This is a genomic window from Petrimonas sp., from assembly GCF_963921705.1.
Classification (GTDB): domain Bacteria; phylum Bacteroidota; class Bacteroidia; order Bacteroidales; family Dysgonomonadaceae; genus Petrimonas; species Petrimonas sulfuriphila.
This window is the reverse complement of the sequence record NZ_OY997410.1, coordinates 1,137,781-1,154,221: the sequence shown is the minus strand read 5'-3', so window position 1 is coordinate 1,154,221 and position 16,441 is coordinate 1,137,781. Positions and strand designations below refer to the sequence as shown.

At 46.1% G+C, this 16,441-nt stretch carries 13 protein-coding genes; 5 read left to right on the top strand and 8 right to left on the bottom strand.

Going from position 1 to position 16,441, the window contains the following annotated elements:
• Window positions 1–8: 8 nt before the first annotated feature.
• Together AACM02_RS04855 and AACM02_RS04850 are read left to right on the top strand one after the other, a co-directional pair.
• A complete protein-coding gene (locus tag AACM02_RS04855; RefSeq protein WP_339116230.1) occupies window positions 9–3,167 on the top strand; it encodes an efflux RND transporter permease subunit in 3,159 nt (1,052 codons plus the stop codon).
• Between the two features lie 65 nt (window positions 3,168–3,232).
• Window positions 3,233–3,550 (top strand): PG0541 family transporter-associated protein, encoded by a 318-nt coding sequence (locus AACM02_RS04850; RefSeq protein WP_214061991.1) that lies wholly within the window; start codon window positions 3,233–3,235, stop codon window positions 3,548–3,550.
• A gap of 12 nt (window positions 3,551–3,562) precedes the next feature.
• Here AACM02_RS04850 and acs read toward each other — a convergent pair whose 3' ends face one another.
• The 4 genes from acs to AACM02_RS04830 form a co-directional block, all read right to left on the bottom strand.
• The gene (gene acs / locus AACM02_RS04845) at window positions 3,563–5,467 is read right to left on the bottom strand and encodes an acetate--CoA ligase (RefSeq protein WP_339116229.1); all 1,905 of its coding nucleotides are present in this window, start codon (window positions 5,465–5,467) and stop codon (window positions 3,563–3,565) included.
• Window positions 5,468–5,673: 206 nt separating this feature from the next.
• Window positions 5,674–6,825, bottom strand: coding sequence for a molecular chaperone DnaJ (dnaJ, locus tag AACM02_RS04840; protein ID WP_339116228.1), 1,152 nt, complete (start codon window positions 6,823–6,825; stop codon window positions 5,674–5,676).
• A 1-nt stretch (window position 6,826) separates the two neighbouring features.
• On the bottom strand, window positions 6,827–7,411 hold the full coding sequence (locus AACM02_RS04835) for a nucleotide exchange factor GrpE (RefSeq protein ID WP_339116227.1): 585 nt from the start codon (window positions 7,409–7,411) through the stop codon (window positions 6,827–6,829).
• Between the two features lie 90 nt (window positions 7,412–7,501).
• Complete coding sequence (locus tag AACM02_RS04830) at window positions 7,502–8,038, bottom strand: HD domain-containing protein (RefSeq protein WP_214062619.1); 537 nt, start codon at window positions 8,036–8,038, stop codon at window positions 7,502–7,504.
• Between the two features lie 109 nt (window positions 8,039–8,147).
• On the opposite strand from AACM02_RS04830, the gene AACM02_RS04825 reads away from it, so the two are divergent.
• Window positions 8,148–8,498: a hypothetical protein gene (locus tag AACM02_RS04825; RefSeq protein ID WP_214062618.1), complete on the top strand. Its 351-nt coding sequence runs from the start codon at window positions 8,148–8,150 to the stop codon at window positions 8,496–8,498.
• A 224-nt stretch (window positions 8,499–8,722) separates the two neighbouring features.
• Entirely contained in the window at window positions 8,723–11,098 is a 2,376-nt protein-coding gene (locus AACM02_RS04820) for a TonB-dependent receptor (RefSeq protein ID WP_339116226.1), read from the top strand.
• Window positions 11,099–11,159: 61 nt separating this feature from the next.
• On the opposite strand, the gene AACM02_RS04815 is transcribed toward AACM02_RS04820, so the two are convergent.
• From AACM02_RS04815 to AACM02_RS04800, 4 genes are all read right to left on the bottom strand, one after another.
• Window positions 11,160–12,212, bottom strand: a complete 1,053-nt coding sequence (locus AACM02_RS04815; protein WP_339116225.1) for a DUF4249 domain-containing protein — start codon at window positions 12,210–12,212, stop codon at window positions 11,160–11,162.
• Between the two features lie 32 nt (window positions 12,213–12,244).
• The gene (locus AACM02_RS04810) at window positions 12,245–14,692 is read right to left on the bottom strand and encodes a TonB-dependent receptor (protein WP_339116224.1); all 2,448 of its coding nucleotides are present in this window, start codon (window positions 14,690–14,692) and stop codon (window positions 12,245–12,247) included.
• A gap of 816 nt (window positions 14,693–15,508) precedes the next feature.
• Window positions 15,509–15,781: a type II toxin-antitoxin system RelE/ParE family toxin gene (locus AACM02_RS04805; protein ID WP_339116223.1), complete on the bottom strand. Its 273-nt coding sequence runs from the start codon at window positions 15,779–15,781 to the stop codon at window positions 15,509–15,511.
• Window positions 15,782–15,785: 4 nt separating this feature from the next.
• On the bottom strand, window positions 15,786–16,019 hold the full coding sequence (locus AACM02_RS04800) for a hypothetical protein (RefSeq protein ID WP_238868102.1): 234 nt from the start codon (window positions 16,017–16,019) through the stop codon (window positions 15,786–15,788).
• A 94-nt stretch (window positions 16,020–16,113) separates the two neighbouring features.
• On the opposite strand from AACM02_RS04800, the gene AACM02_RS04795 reads away from it, so the two are divergent.
• A complete protein-coding gene (locus AACM02_RS04795) occupies window positions 16,114–16,392 on the top strand; it encodes a hypothetical protein (RefSeq protein WP_332456570.1) in 279 nt (92 codons plus the stop codon).
• Window positions 16,393–16,441: the final 49 nt, after the last annotated feature.

Genomic DNA, 16,441 nt, shown 5'->3' with positions numbered 1-16,441 from the left:
CAACAACAATGAAATTACCTGAAATAGGCGTAAAAAGGCCAGTGGCTACGGTGATGCTCTTTGTAGCCATCATTATGCTAGGGCTGGTATCGCTGAAAATGCTTCCTTTAGATATCATGCCCGAAATGGAGTTCCCCTCCATCACCATAATCACCATTTATCCGGGTGCCTCGGCAAACGAAGTGGAAGAACAGGTCACCAAACCGTTGGAAACGATATTATCGGCAGCCGAACATCTCAGCGAAATAAAATCGACATCTAAGGAGAATGTGTCGTTCATCCAACTCAGCTACAGTTGGGGCAGTGATGTAACTTCCGCAGCAAACAATGCCCGCGACCTCATCGAGTTGACGAAAACAAAATTGCCGCAAGCAGCACATCAACCCATCATTTACAAAATAAACTCCTCAATGATGCCTGTGCTCGCCTACGCCGTAAATGCAGGTGTTAATTACAACGGCATTGAAAATATTGTGGAAGAAGACATTGCCACAGTACTTCGTAAAGTGGATGGTGTCGGGACCGTGGTATACCTCGGACAACCCGAACGTGAAATAAAAGTGAGTGTGAATCCACAACGGTTATCGGCTTACGGTTTGTCGGCTACTCAGATCTCTACCATGCTCAAGGCAGATAACATCAGTGTGCCGGCCGGAAATATCAACATGGGCGTTTACGATTTCTCGGTACGTGTGCCGGGAAAATTCGAAACGGTCGAAGAGATCGGGAACACCGTACTGAAAGCATTCAACGGACAGGTAATCCGGCTGAAAGATGTGGCAAAAGTTGAAGACACCTTCATGGAAAAAGAGGCTTTTGCCCGCAACCGTACCGGTGAAGGCGTAGCATTGATGATACAGAAACAGTCCGGAAGCAACACGGTAGCCGTGGTGAATGCCGTAAGGGCCAAAATGGCAGAAATACAGAAAACGCTGCCATCCGATATTCAGGTACACGAAATAATCAGCACCGACGAAGTAGTTACCCAATCGGTCAATAACCTCACTTCTTCGATCTGGTATGCCCTGGTATTTGTCACATTGGTGGTATTGATGTTCCTGCGCGAATGGAAGTCGAGTCTGATAATTTTCATAACCATGCCTGTGTCGCTTATCAGTGCCTTTATCGCTATGTATGCCATGGGATACACCATTAATATCTTTTCGTTGATGGCGTTGGTAATTGCTATCGGTATGGTGGTGGACAATGCCATTGTGGTGTTGGAAAACATTACCCAACACATAGAAAAAGGTTCAAAGCCCAAACAGGCAGCCATTTTTGGTGCCCTGGAAATGGGAATGGCTATCGCCGCCTCTACCGCCACAACATTAGTAGTTTTCCTACCCATGCTTTTTATGGGTGGAATTGTGGGCATCATGTTCAAACAGTTGGCCATACTCACTTCAGTTTGTTTGATTGTTTCGTTGTTTACCGCTCTGACACTCACCCCGATGCTTTCTTCAAAATTACTGAAGGAAGCACCCCGCAACGGTAAAAAACAACATCGTTCCAAATTTTATGCGGCCAGCGAAAAGGTATTCACTAAAATTGAAAACGGGTACAAGCTGTTGTTGGGCTGGGTTGTTTTCCACAAAAGCCTGACCATAGTCATTGCCTTTGCCGTCTTTGTTCTTACGATGATCGTCGGGAAAAACATAGGCACCGATTATATTCCCGACTTCGATGCCGGAACGGTCTCTGTTGTCTTTGAAACCGAAGTAGGAACCAGCGCCCGGCAAACCGACAGCATCAGTCAGCAAATCTTGCAAATCATGCTCGAAGATATCCCCGAAATAGCCAATGAAGCTGCTGTTTCCATTGCCGGGCAAACAAAAACGGGCGCCCTGACCACCGTAGGATTTAAAGAAGGGAAAAACGTAGGTACGGTACTTTGCCACCTTACCCCACCCGATAAGCGGGACCGCACGGCAGCCGAAATAGCCGGAGCCATCAGAGACAGGGTGGAAAGCATTCCTCAAATTGAAAAATGCCGCGTGCAGGGCGGTAGTGCATTGGCTGCTGCGGTTACGGGAAACAAACGCCCCATCGAGATTATTGTTTCGGGAAACGATTTTAACCAATTGAACGCCGTAGCATCGGACCTTCAGGAAAAGATGCAAGCCGAAAAAGCATTTACCGATGTGGCAACCACCGTTGATCCGGGGAAACTGGAAGTGCAGGTAATCGTAGACAAGGAAAAAGCATCGCAAATGGCCCTCAACACCGCTATGGTAGGCATGCAGGTAAGGCAAAACCTTTACGGAGCCGAATCGGGTGATTTCAGCGAAGACGGGAACGACTACGGTATCGTAGTGCAATATGCACCGGAACATCGGAATGAAGTGAACAAACTGAAAGAGATGCAGGTCTCCAACCTGTTGGGACAACAAATTCCGCTGTCCGCCATAGCCGACATAGTGGAAAGCCTGGGACCGTTGGAAATACAGCGTCAATCGCAGCAACGATATGTTAAAACCACTGCCGACCTTAACGGAGTCTCGCTGGGTGAAGCTACCAAGACTGCACAAGAGATCATCGACAATACGGAAATTCCCGATGGTATATCGGTTGAAATCGGAGGACAGGTAAACGACCAGAAATCATCGTTCAGCTCGCTCTTTTTGATTTTTTTCCTCGGCATTGCATTGGTTTATATGGTTATGGCAGCCCAATTCGAGTCGATGAAAGACCCTTTCATCATTCTGTTTGCCATTCCGTTTACATTGGTGGGAGTCATTCTGGCGTTCTTCGTAACGGGAATAACCCTGAGCGTTACCACGTTTATCGGGCTGATCATGCTTGTAGGTATTGTGGTGAACAACGGTATCGTTCTCGTGGACTACACCAACATGTTGCGAAAGCGTAATTATCCGCTCCGCGATGCCGTAATGGAAGCCGGACGTTCACGGTTGCGCCCCGTATTGATGACTTCACTGACAACCATCCTAGGCATGTTGCCTATGGCCGTAAGCAACGGCATGGGACGTGAAATGTATGCTCCCCTCGGAATCACCATCATAGGAGGATTGTTAGTATCCACCTTGGTTACGTTACTGCTGGTTCCGGCCATGTATACCTCGCTTTATCACCGCACACTGGCCAAAGACCGCACTACGGCAAGATTAAAAAAACAACGCCAAGCGGAAAATAAAAAAAGCCTGGAATAAACGGGGAAAGGCGAAAGCCCGATTAGAAAAGAACATGTTTAACAAAAAACAAAAACAACATCAAAATGAAATTCATATACATTACATGCAACGTAAGTATGCTAGAGACTGTCACCAGTTTGCTTGATGAAGAAGAGATTACTGATTACCAGGTAATGGAACAGGTAACGGCAAAAAGCAACTACAGCCTGCCACGTTTAAACACGGCAGTTTGGCCCGGGTACAATTCCTCTGTATTTATACAGGAAAGCGATAAAAACAAAGTGTCCTCATTGATCGAAACAATAAACAGGATGAACCGGTCCGCATTCAATAACGGCGAGCGAATAGCCTTGTTTTCCTGGGATATACTGGCCTGTACGGAATCAGAAAACGGAAAGTAGTTCTGGACATCCTTATGTCCGCCCTTTTTTTATCTCTTCCACAATTTCAGGGTTGATCAATGTAGTGATATCGCCGAAATCTGATTCGCCCACGGCTATTTTTCGCAGGATGCGACGCATGATCTTTCCGGAACGGGTCTTTGGTAATCCACTTACGAACTGAATCTTATCCAGCTTAGCAATGGGGCCGATCTGGTCGGAGATAAGTTGATTGATCTCTTTCATAAGGTTTTGCCGGTCACGCCACAACCCGGTTTCTTTGAGCACTACGAAACCGTACAATGCATTGCCTTTGATCTCATGCGGAAATCCCACGATAGCGCTCTCGGCTACTGTCTGGTGCTCGTTGATCGCATCCTCGATGGGTGCTGTACCCAGGTTGTGCCCCGAGACGATGATCACATCGTCGACCCTTCCGGTGATGCGGTAATAACCCACTTCATCACGCAACGCTCCATCGCCCGAGAAGTATTTACCGGGAAACGCCGTAAAGTAGGTATCGATGAACCGCTGGTGGTCACCCCAGATGGTTCGTGCCATGCCCGGCCAGGGATAGCGGATGCAGAGATGGCCGATCTGCTGGTTCCGTTCTATTTCGTTTCGCAACTCATCCATCAGGACCGGTTGAATTCCGGGAAAGGGAAGGGAAGCGTAAGTCGGCTTGGTAGGTGTCACGAAAGGGATAGGTGAGATCAGGATCCCTCCGGTTTCCGTTTGCCACCAGGTATCCACGAGCGGGCAGCGCTTGTTGCCCACATGATCGTTGTACCAGTGCCATGCCTCCTCGTTAATCGGCTCCCCCACCGAACCGATCACCTTGAGCGAGTCCAGTCTGAACTCCTGAATGTATTCAATTTTCTCCCTGGCCAGGGAGCGGATCGCTGTTGGAGCGGTATAAAACTGGTTCACCCGGTGTTTCTGTACCACCTCCCAGAAACGACTGTGAGTGGGATAGGAAGGGGTTCCCTCGTAAATAACTGTGGTAGCCCCATTTAGCAAGGGGCCATAGATGATGTAGGAATGCCCGGTAACCCAGCCGATATCGGCGGTACACCAGTAGACGTCGCCTTCATTGTATTGAAAGATATTCTTGAATGTGTACGCCGTGTAAACCATGTAACCTGCCGTAGTATGCACCATCCCCTTGGGCTTCCCGGTAGATCCGGAAGTATACAGGATGAACAGGGGATCTTCAGCGTCCATCATCTCTGCCCTACTGGTAGGAGGCGCTTCGTCCAGCAGTGGCTGCAACCAAAGATCCCGCCCCTCTCTCATTTCAATCTCCTGATGGGTACGCTTTACCACCAGCACTTTCTCAACGGTAGGCGATTTATGGAGGGCTTCGTCCACGATCCGTTTCAGGTCTATGGTCTTCGATCCGCGATAGCCTCCGTCCGCCGTGATCAGGAGCTTACAGGTAGAATCATTGATGCGTGTGGCGAGCGCGTTGGCCGAAAAACCGGCGAAAACAACGGAGTGTATTGCCCCGATACGTGCACAGGCCAGTACACTGAATGCCAGTTCAGGGATCATGGGAAGGTAGATACACACTCGATCGCCCTTCTCCACCCCTTGGGCTCTAAGCACATTGGCCATCTTGGACACCTCAGCATAGAGCTGGCTGTAGGTAAAATGTTGGGCCGGTTCGTTGGGGTCATTGGGCTCGAAGATGATGGCAGACTGATCCCCTTTGTTAGCCAAGTGCCGATCGATGCAATTCTTGGTAATGTTGAGCTTGGCATTCTTAAACCAGGTGAATTCCGCTCTCTCCATGTCATACTCCACCACTTTATCCCATTTCCGGTACCAGGTGAAATTGTTCTCTGCTATCTTACTCCAGAATTTCTTCGGTTTACGGACCGACTGCCGATACACCTTAAAATAGTGTTCTAAGGATTTGATGGAATAACTACTCATACTAAGCTGGATTTTTAACAATCACAAATAAATAAAAAATATTTATTATTTGTTACACTTCAACGCATTTTTCTCCCATTTTGTTTCAGTTTAAGCTTTTTTCGTCGTTGTTTTAACAATTCAAGCTGTTATTTAAAAAAAACAGCAGGCAAACCTTATGGGCCTGCTGCTGCTTTATTGGATATATAATTGTGAAAATTCTGTCCCTAATCAAACATTTTCCGGAATTTATTGAACACACTCTTCCTGGCCGACTTCGACGGGGCAAAGTTGGGCGATTTATCCATCTCTGCTATTTTTTTCTTTTCTGCATCGCTCAGGTTTTCGGGAATATAAACATTCACGTTGATAAGCTCATCACCGGTACCGTAACCATTTATTGTCGGCAGCCCCTTGTTACGCAGGCGTAGCACTTTACCCGGCTGGGTTCCGGGATCGATTTTCACTTTGGCAACTCCTTCAATGGTGGGAACCTCTACCGTTCCACCCAATGCGGCCGTTGGGAAACTCACAAAGAGGTTATATATCACATCGTTGTGATCTCGGATCAAGTCCGGATCTTCCTCTTCCTCCACCAAAATAAGTAAATCACCGTTAACGCCTCCTCGACGGGCTGCATTCCCTTTCCCCGACATAGACAGCTGCATTCCTTCTTCCACACCGGCTGGGATTTTGATGGAGATCACTTCCTCGTCGAGAACAATTCCGTCGCCGTTGCAATACGCACACTTCTTGGAAATTGTCTTTCCTTCGCCATTGCAGGAAGGACAGGTAGTAGTGGTCTGCATCTGGCCGAGAATAGTGTTTTGCACGCGCGTTACTACGCCCGATCCGTTACAGGTTGAACAGCTGGAAACAGAGTTCCCGTTTTCCGAACCGTTGCCGTTGCAGTGCGAACAGGCCACATATTTTTTCACCTTTATCTTCTTTTCAACCCCATTAAGAATCTCCTTCAGGTCTAGTTTCACCTTTACCCGAAGGTCGGAGCCGCGGTTGGTACGCCTACCCGGCCTGCCAAATCCGCCGAACCCGCCGAATCCGCCAAAATGACCGCCAAAGATATCGCCAAACTGAGAGAAAATATCCTCCATCGACATTCCGCCCCCAAAGCCACCACCCGATGCAGCACCTCCCATTCCTGCGTGGCCAAACTGGTCGTAACGGGCACGCTTGTTCTGATCGCTGAGTACTTCGTAGGCTTCGGCAGCTTCTTTGAATTTCTCTTCGGCTGTAGCATCTCCCGGATTTTTATCGGGGTGGAATTGAATGGCTTTTTTGCGATAGGCTTTTTTTATCTCTTCAGCTGTAGCCGTTTTTGAAACTTCCAGTACTTCGTAATAATCTCTTTTCGTTGCCATCTTATTCCCCCACAATTACCTTCGGATAACGGATAATTTTATCGTTCAGCTGATAACCTTTTTGCACGCAATCGATGATCACTCCTTTTTGCGATTTATCCTGAACAGGGACAGTTGTTATAGCTTCAAACTTGTCGGCATCAAAAGGCTGTCCAAGGGCCTCAATTTCTTTTACACCGTGTTGATTCAGGAAATTCAGAAATTTCGAATAAATCAAATCCATTCCTTCCACCATAGCCTCCTTGTCTTCCGCCGTATGAAGAGCTTGCAGTGCACGTTCGAAATCATCGGCAAAAGGAAGCATGTCCGTAAGTACACGTTCTCCCCCGCTTTTGATAATGTCGGCCTTTTCCTTCAGGGTCCGCTTGCGGAAATTATCGAACTCGGCATGAAGGCGTAAATAGTTATCGTTCAAGTCATCGTATTTCACCTGTAGTTCTTCTACAGGGTCGGCCTCATCTGACAAATTGTCTTCAACATTGGCCTTCTGTTCTTCAACCTCCTCTTTATCCTCCCGGGCCGGCTCCAGGTTCATATCGTCTTCGTACAATTCTTCCGGGCCGGTATAGTCGTTATTTTTCTTCATAATCATCTAAAAAATATATGTGTCTGCCTTTCAGCAATAAAAAAATCTTGATCGTTCAGACTTCATCACTGCAAATAGTTTGCCAAACTATTACAGAAACAACTCGCACCACTCATCAAATGTCTCTACCTGATGAGTACCGTGGTTCTTGAGGCTCTCCCGGATTTTTTTCAAGGGTTTCTCTTTTCCCAATTGAGATTTCGAGAAAAATTTATCGGCGAAACAGATGATTTTTTCCTCCAGGCTTTTAGGACGCATGTCCCTGTGCGGAACAGGTAATTTTTTCTGGATGATGGCTTCCAAACTCAATCCTGTCCCTGTGTGCCGTTCACACACCATTCCGTGTCTGGGAAACCCTTCCATGGTAAGCAATTCCCTGCCTAAATAGCCGTGACAAATGTACGGCAAGCTCCCCTCGCAGGCAATATTCGGTGCCCGGGTTTTGAAGATGCCAATGTCGTGCAACATGGCTGCTTCTTCAAGAAATTTCACATCTATTGCCAGCTCAGGATGCTTTTGTGCGACATGCAGCGCCTTGCCGGTTACATCGGAAACGTGAGATATATAAATGTCGTATAACCTTGTTCCCGGTTTGTAATATTTGAGGATAATTTCGAGCGGATACATAAGTTTGCAAAGGTAGCAAAAGATTACGAAAAGAAAAACGGTTGTTATTTGGAAATATTCCACATAACGCTTGTCGAATAAAATAAAAAAAGTTTATCTTTGCGCGGTTATGGGAAAAGGCAACCGACATATTGCGAAAAAATGGTTTCTGCTTGTCTTGTTCGCAAGTTATGTTACCGGTATTTTGTTTTTCACCCATACCCATGTCATTAACCGAATTACGTATATCCATTCCCATCCTTTTAAAACGGATGGGAAAGCGCAGCATACACATACAGAAAATCAACTTTTCCTTCTTGCCCATTTTTACCACACGCCAATAACATCGGACATTATTCCCGACTTCGATTTGTCCGGACTGTCCAAATCCTCGTTCATTAACTATACTATACTTTACGAAGGATTACATCCTGTTAAAAATCAAACCCCGACTCTCCTCAGAGCTCCTCCCGCAGCTTGATTTTCTCCTGTTTTTAAGAAACAGTCTCTGAATCGTGTCCGTTTTCACAACGGGCAAGATCTTTTATGCGTGGCGACAAGTAGGCAGCCACGGAAATTTTCAAGTTACAATAAAACCAACTAAAAAACTGTTTTGATTTTTTTCATGTGCTGTTTCAGGTCTATTTTTGGATAGATTTGAACGCGAAAAACAGCATGAAGAAAGTAGAAATAAATAGCATTCTTATGAAAAAAAGATACATACTCCTTCTATGCCTATCCACTCTTTTTATATGGAGACAGGCAAAGGGAAACGAACCCTATAAAACTGACGCAAACATCTTCGGACATGTGTTGGACAAAAATACAAAAGAGCACTTGCCGTACGTTACTGTACAGCTGAAAGGCACTACCCTTGGAACAACAACCGATGCAACGGGACACTACTTCCTGAAAAACCTGCCAACGGGCAATTTCACACTCGAAGTAAAAATGATCGGGTATAAAACCATCACGAAAGAGGTGAAGATCATAGCCAACACCACCCAGGAGATCGATTTCGAGATGGAAGAAGAAAGCATCCCGCTCAACGCCGTGGTGGTGTCGGCCAACCGGAACGAAACCAACCGGATGCTGGCGCCCTCTCTTGTAAGCGTACTGGACGTAAAGATGCTGGAAGCCACCAACTCAAAAAATTTAGCCCAGGCGCTAAACTTCCAGCCCGGCTTGCGTGTGGAAGACAATTGCCAGAACTGTGGTTTCTCACAGGTGAGGATCAATGGCCTTGAGGGGGCTTACTCGCAGATACTCATTGACTCCCGCCCCATTTATGGTGCATTGACCGGTGTTTACGGGCTGGAACAGATTCCCTCCAACATGATCGACCGGATTGAAGTAATTCGCGGGGGAGGGTCCGCACTGTTCGGTTCGTCAGCCATCGGCGGTGTTATTAACGTGATAACGAAAGAACCTTCCCGCAACAGCGGGGATATTGTCCACATGTTCTCGTCCATCAACGGGAAAGCTGCGGAAAACAATACAATGTTCAACGCATCGATCCTTACCGAAAACCGGAAAGCGGGAATCATGCTCTACGGGCAAAACCGCGACCGCCAAGGTTATGATCACGACGGTGACAGTTTTACCGAGATGCCCATGCTCAAAAACCGATCGTTTGGCTTTCGATCGTTCCTGAAAACAGGGCTATACTCCAAACTTTCCATAGAGTACCACAACATGCATGAGTTCCGCCGCGGAGGCGACAGCCTCAAGCTGCAACCGTTCCAGTCAAAAATTACCGAACAACTGGAACACTATATCAACGGAGGAGGCATCAATTATGTGCAAAATTCGGCAGATATGAAAAACAAGTTCAACCTCTACGCTTCGGCTCAGCACACCCTTCGCAAAAGCTATTATGGCGGGGGCGACCCGGTGGAAGTAATACCCGGGTCAAACCAAAACCAGGAAGTGATCGACAACCTGAACAACCGGTTAGGCTCGTTCGGGCGTTCCACCGAATTGATCCATCATCTGGGTGGACAATATACCCGAAGCATGGACCATCTTTTGTTTATGCCTGCCGAGCTGACTGCCGGAGCCGAGTACCTGAACAATACACTGACCGACGTAAGCGGATACCGCACCCACGATGTGGATCAGAAAACCCATACCGCGAGCGGTTTTCTACAAAATGAATGGAAAGACGACAGGTGGAGCATTCTTCTGGGCGGCCGCCTCGACAAGCACTCGCTGGTAAAATCGGCTATTTTCAGTCCCAGGGCAAACATCCGTTATAACCCAAACGGGAAAGTCAACTTCCGCCTGTCGTATAGCGAAGGATTCCGCGCGCCGCAGTATTTTGATGAAGATCTACACGTAGACATTGCCGGCGGAGAACACATCGTTCGTGTCCTGTCGAAAGACCTGCAAGAAGAGCGTTCACGCAGCGTGAGTGGCTCGATTGACTTTTACCACACCACGGACAACCTCCAGTTAAACGCACTGGCGGAAGGTTTTTTCACGCACTTGAAAAATAAGATTACTGCCATTGACGACCCGGAGGTGGAAGGACAAAAACTGGTGGTAAATGCCAAAGGTGAAAATGCGAAAGTATACGGCATAAACCTGGAAGGAAGAATGGCATACGGCCGCCTGTTAGATCTGCAACTGGGGGTAACGTTTCAGAAAAGCTTGTTTGACCAGGCCCAGGAACCGATAGAAGGTGTAGGCGGTTATCGCGAGTTCATGCGCACTCCCGATACTTACGGGTATTTCGTCACCACGTGGAAACCGGCGACCCGCTTTTCAGCAACGCTTTCGGGAAACTATACCGGGCAGATGTACGTGCCCCACGTGAAAGGGGAAGGCGACCCTGCCAAAGACCGGTTTGCATCGAAAAATAAAATTGAAAGGGTAAATTCTTTTTTTGAGTTGCATACAAAATTGTCTTACGACATTCCCGTTCTCGAGTATTCCACGCTGCAATTGAACGCGGGAGTGCAGAACATTTTCAATGCCTATCAAAAAGATTTCGATACCGGTGCGGGAAGGGCATCCGATTATATCTACGGTCCATCAGCTCCGCGAAGCGTGTTTGCAGGGATAAAACTAACGCTTTGAAACATATTGAATTCTGAACTCCAGGAAATTACAACTCCTGGAGTTTAGGTTTCGATCAAACCTACCACTGTATTGAATAGCCTCTCTCCGTGTATTTTTCGAATCGAAAAACAAAACGGCTGGTGGTATATGCACCCAAAATCCCCAATCCGTTTTCCACGTTTGTCCGTACTTGTACTGGCTCCACAAAAGGGTTTTCATCCACATTATACGCTTTGGCGGCAGAAACCACAAAATGATAATAATCGGGAGACATGCTGGATAAGGCGATAACATATTCTTTCGTGAAAGGACCACCGGCATTGATGATTTCTTCGTTTCCATTTGGCCTTTTCATGACGGTTTTGAGGTTCTCATAGTATTCAAAATTAAAGAACAGCTCTTTTCCGTTCACCAATGCATCGGAGAAAATATTCTCCAGTTGCCTTTTATAACCGGAATCTTCTTCTCCCCACAAAACTTCTTCGAGCGGGTTACCCGTATCCGAAATGTTTCCTTTCAACACTTTGCTCAACTCTACCTTTTGCAACTCTTTTCCGATGGACTTATCCTTATCGTACAAATTGTGTTCGGCTTTGATAAAATAAAAATTCTCCTCGTTCTTTTCCTCTTTTAAGCGTAAGCGGATCTTGTTAACATGCTCCCATTGCTTAAATGTATACCCCGGATCATCGGTGAATTGGCTGGAAACATCTTTTACCGTATGCGTAAGGGTAGAATCCGCCAATTCAAACACCGGAGCCTGCGGAATCCAGGTTTTCGCTTTTACCGCTTCGAAACCCGGAGCCGATGCGCGGACTTCAATCTCATCGCCAATTCGCGGACGATATTGCCCGGCGTAATTCCCCTCATTGCCGTAAACAAGCTTTTCCTTCAACACCCCGTTCACGTATAGCTCTACGGAAGCGTTTTCGATAGATACGTAGGGCGTATGGTCATCCATGACAAAACGGCTTTTCGATAGATGTACCGTTACATTTTCATCGGGCGTGAGATAACCGTTCAATACCAGAACCGGTTTTTTTACATCTCCTTTAAATTCGATTTCTTTTTCGCAGGCGCAGAACAGGAGTGCGCAGAGCAAAATAATACAGAATATGGATTTTTTATTCATTTTTGATTGTTGTTTCATTGACCGTTAACTGTTTAAAACCTTACCACATACGTCACCGACGGCAATACCGGAAAGATGGACACCTGCTTGAGCACCGTTTTCGAACGGCTCTCGCTTGGCCCCGTCTGTTCCGTTTTTGACGAAGGATACACGAAAAACGGATTCAGCTGATTATACACGTTATATACACTGATGTTCCACGTACGCTTCCAGCCGCGTCGGGTAGTTTTGTGAAAGTTTACGCCCAAATCCATGCGGTGATAGTTGTTGTACCGAAAGTTGTTGCGGCTCTCCACGTAAGTGACAGATTGCAAGGCGTAATGCGATTCCTGATAATTGGGTGCGGGCACAGTGCGGTAGGACTGATAGCCGAACGTGGCAGCGTTACCCGTGCTGTAAACCCAAGATCCCGAAATATCAAACCGGTCAGAGAACTTATGCATGAGGGTAAGGCTCACATCGTGCCTGCGGTCGTACTTGGCAGGAAAAACCTTTCCGAAGTTTATTTCATGTCCTGGCCGATCAAAAATACGATCGGCTTTCGACCACGTGTAGCCCAACCATCCCGAAGTATTTCCAAACGACCGCTGCGCCAGGAACTCCACACCGTAAGCCACGCCGCGTCCCATACTGACCTTGTCTTCCCAATTGGACGATGCTCCCATGAACGACGCTCCATCTTTGTACTCCAACAGGTTGTCCATGGTTTTGTAATACCCTTCTACGGAAAAATCGGCCACGTGCGGTACCGTATAAAACAGGCCCGCCGAATATTGGTGTGACGACATGGGTTTTATCTTTTTCGTAACGGGAACCCACAAATCGGTAGGAAGACTCACCGAACTGTTCGAAAGCAGATGGATATATTGGTTCATATAGGCGTAACCGGCTTTTGCTGAAAAGTTTTCGCCCAACATTACCCGCATTCCCGCACGCGGTTGCACCGAGAAGTAATTTTCCTTTTGCACGTGGAACGACGAAAAATGCACACCCAGGTTCACCTTGAACAATTCCCCCAACGCAATATTGTCTTCGATATAGCTCATGGTCTCGTGCGCATACACTTTAGGACTTCCCACAATCGTATCGATTTTTTGCGTATTGGGGTCGGTATCGTTTATCTTTATCGACGACACATCGGGTGAAAACGTGTGATACGTGTAGTTTGTGCCGAACTTGATATCGTGCGACGGGCTGGGCGTATAATCAAAGTCAACCTTAGCCGTCCAATCGTGGATACCCGAATCGTATTTCAGAGCAATTTCCGATTTACTCGTTTTATGGGGCGTCACGGATTTATCCACGTATTGATCTTCGTAGCCCATTTTCAGGTCAGACCTGTATCGCGTGAATGCCGCAGTAGTATTCATAAACAGTTTGCTGCCCACCACACGGCTCCACCGTAATGACGTAACCAGGTTGCCCCAACCCCAGTTCATTTTTTGCCATTCTTTGCTTTCATACGTTGAACTATTGGCAGATTTTGTACGCATTTTGGTATGCATGGCATCATCTCCCGTGTAAATACTGAGATAGAGTCGGTCACGGTCGGAAAACTTGTGTGTAAATTTGGCGTTAATGTCATAAAAATAATATCCGCCACCGTAATTCGTATCGTCTTCCTCCTGCCTGGCTGCGTACTTGATAAGCGGCTGGGCCAAAATATCGAAGTAAGTACGACGCAACGAAACATTAAATGTGGTTTTTTCTTTCACGATGGGCCCTTCCACCTGGAGTTTCGCCGAAAGTGTCCCGATGCTGGCTGTCCCGCTGATCTTTTTATCGTCGCCGTCTTTCATGCGCACATCCACCACAGACGAAAGCCGTCCTCCGAAACGTGCCGGGAAGCTACCTTTATAAAGCGTTACGTTTTTAAGCGCATCACTGTTGAAAACGGAAAAAAAGCCCATCATGTGATTCACGTTGTAGAGCGGGATACCGTCCAGGAGTAACAAATTTTCATCGGGGCCACCGCCCCGCACATACAAACCGGCCGATCCTTCTGTGCCCGACTGCACGCCGGGCAACAGCTGCAAGGCTTTAATGATATCGTTTTCACCCAATAACGATGGAATATTTTTGATTTGTGCGATGGGTACTTCCACGGCGCTCATTTGCGAACCGCGCACCCCCGTTTCGGAGCGGTGCCCTACCACGGTCACTTCTTGCAACACGTTTTGCAAGGTGAGTTGAATATTGACAACCGTGTCGCGTTGCAACACAAACGATTGCTTTTCGGGCTGGTAACCGATATAGGAAAAGGCCAAAGAAACCTCGCCTTTAGGCAAGGTGAGGGAAAAAAAGCCAAAATTGTTCGTGGCGTTTCCTTTAGCCGATAATTCGTCAAAGACGGTAGCGGAAATCAGTTGCTCGCCGGTTTCCTTGTCCGTAATATATCCGCTAATGGTGTAATGCTGTGCCGACACACCCAGCGCCGGCAAAATAAAAAACAAAAGTAAGATCCTTTTTAATGTCGTCATACCCTTTAGTTATGGTGTTGGAATTTTGATAAGCTTGAAATTGTTTTGCCGAAAGGTATATGTGTCTCGGTACAGCAATGATACAAAGCTGCACAAAATCACGGCACGATACTTAGTTAAAAAAATAAAATAAAAGGTGTAATTTCGTTCTAATGGTACTTATCTCTTCTTCTCATCCACCCAAACTTTCAAGGTTTTAGGAAAATCCGTCACAAAACCACCATCCGATACTTTATTGATCTCATAAAGCACCTTGATGTTCTTTTCGGCATTTCCTTTCAGTGTAAGAAAGATCTCAGTTTCATATTGTGAGGATTTATCAGTCTCGGATAGTTTTCCACACGACACAAACAAAAGTAGAGCGAAGAACAAATACAAAAAAATAGCGTCGTGGCCTGTCTCTATTCATCTCTTCATCGGATGGATTCTTTTGAAGGCTGCTTTCTTAATGATTCTATTTATGGTGTAAAAAATTGAAATATGGATGCTGATGGGTTGTTAAACAAATTCGCGAGCGTTGGTTTTTATCTTCGATTGTTTCCGCGTAAGCCATTACCGAAAAAATGCCCCTTATGAGCTCCGGCACCAAGTTTGAGCTGTACCGCCCGCAAAACCTCGACTTTATTTTCAATGAACGATGATTGGGAGTTGGTGGCCGGGTAATCAGTAATTATCAACCTGCCGACAGACATTCTTTCACTTCGCCACACACCATTCGCAGAAGGGTGCGAGCACACAAAAAAAATGCGCAAACCTTTTTATTCAATTGGTTTACACGTCAAAACTGTCAGTGTTGCAATAATGCGCGTTCAGTTATCAAGTTTTATTTTTAGGATTACGGTGCGTATGAAAGATTGAATACACCACCACTTCATTGTCAACCACTTCATAAATGATGATATAGGGAAACTTCCTGACCACGGCTTCCCGATAGGGAATTTTTCGCAAGGGATACTGATAAGGATTTTGTTGAATACCATTCAAATACGTTTCGATAGTATTCAAAAAAGCCAAGCCAAGTCCTCGCTGTTGGCTCTCATACCATGAAATAGCGTCCGACAATTCATTTTCAGCTCTCGCCTTTAACACCAAGTTATAATCCATGCTTCTCAATCAGCCTTTCTTTCACTTCTTTCCAACCGTAAGAGGGCGTGGCTTGGTTCAAGTGCAGTTCCCGTTCTTTATCCAACACCTTATAAAACGATTCGGGCACGGATGTTTCATATGCTTCTTCCGTGTCGATAATTGCCTCCAATATGCGCAGTATTCTATCATCCGCCTTATCCACAAATTCGTGAATCTTCTTTTTGACTACAGCTGTTTCCATATTCTATTATATTTGTTGAAATAGACAACCAAAGATAACAAATATAATTGTAGAACAACTACCTCAAAAAGAAAGTTTTTTCGTGTAAACCAATATGTCAAAGAACGCTATAGCTATCGGGATTTATGACAATATGGATGCGGAGGATATTGTGCAAGACGTTCTGGCAGACATTTGGGTAAATAAACAAGTATTGTTGGATAATAAAATAACGCACAAAGAATCGCTTAACGCATTTTTAATAGAAAAAATAGAATGGAATGAATTCTCCGAAATACTAAATACTATTATAAAAGAGCTACCCACCCCTTTGAGATTTACGTCTTATTTACTCCTAAAAAAACAATACGGCGAATTGGCAAGCACGACCTGAAAAACTCGATATAAGAACGATTCTTATTCTTTGTCCTTAATCAAATGCT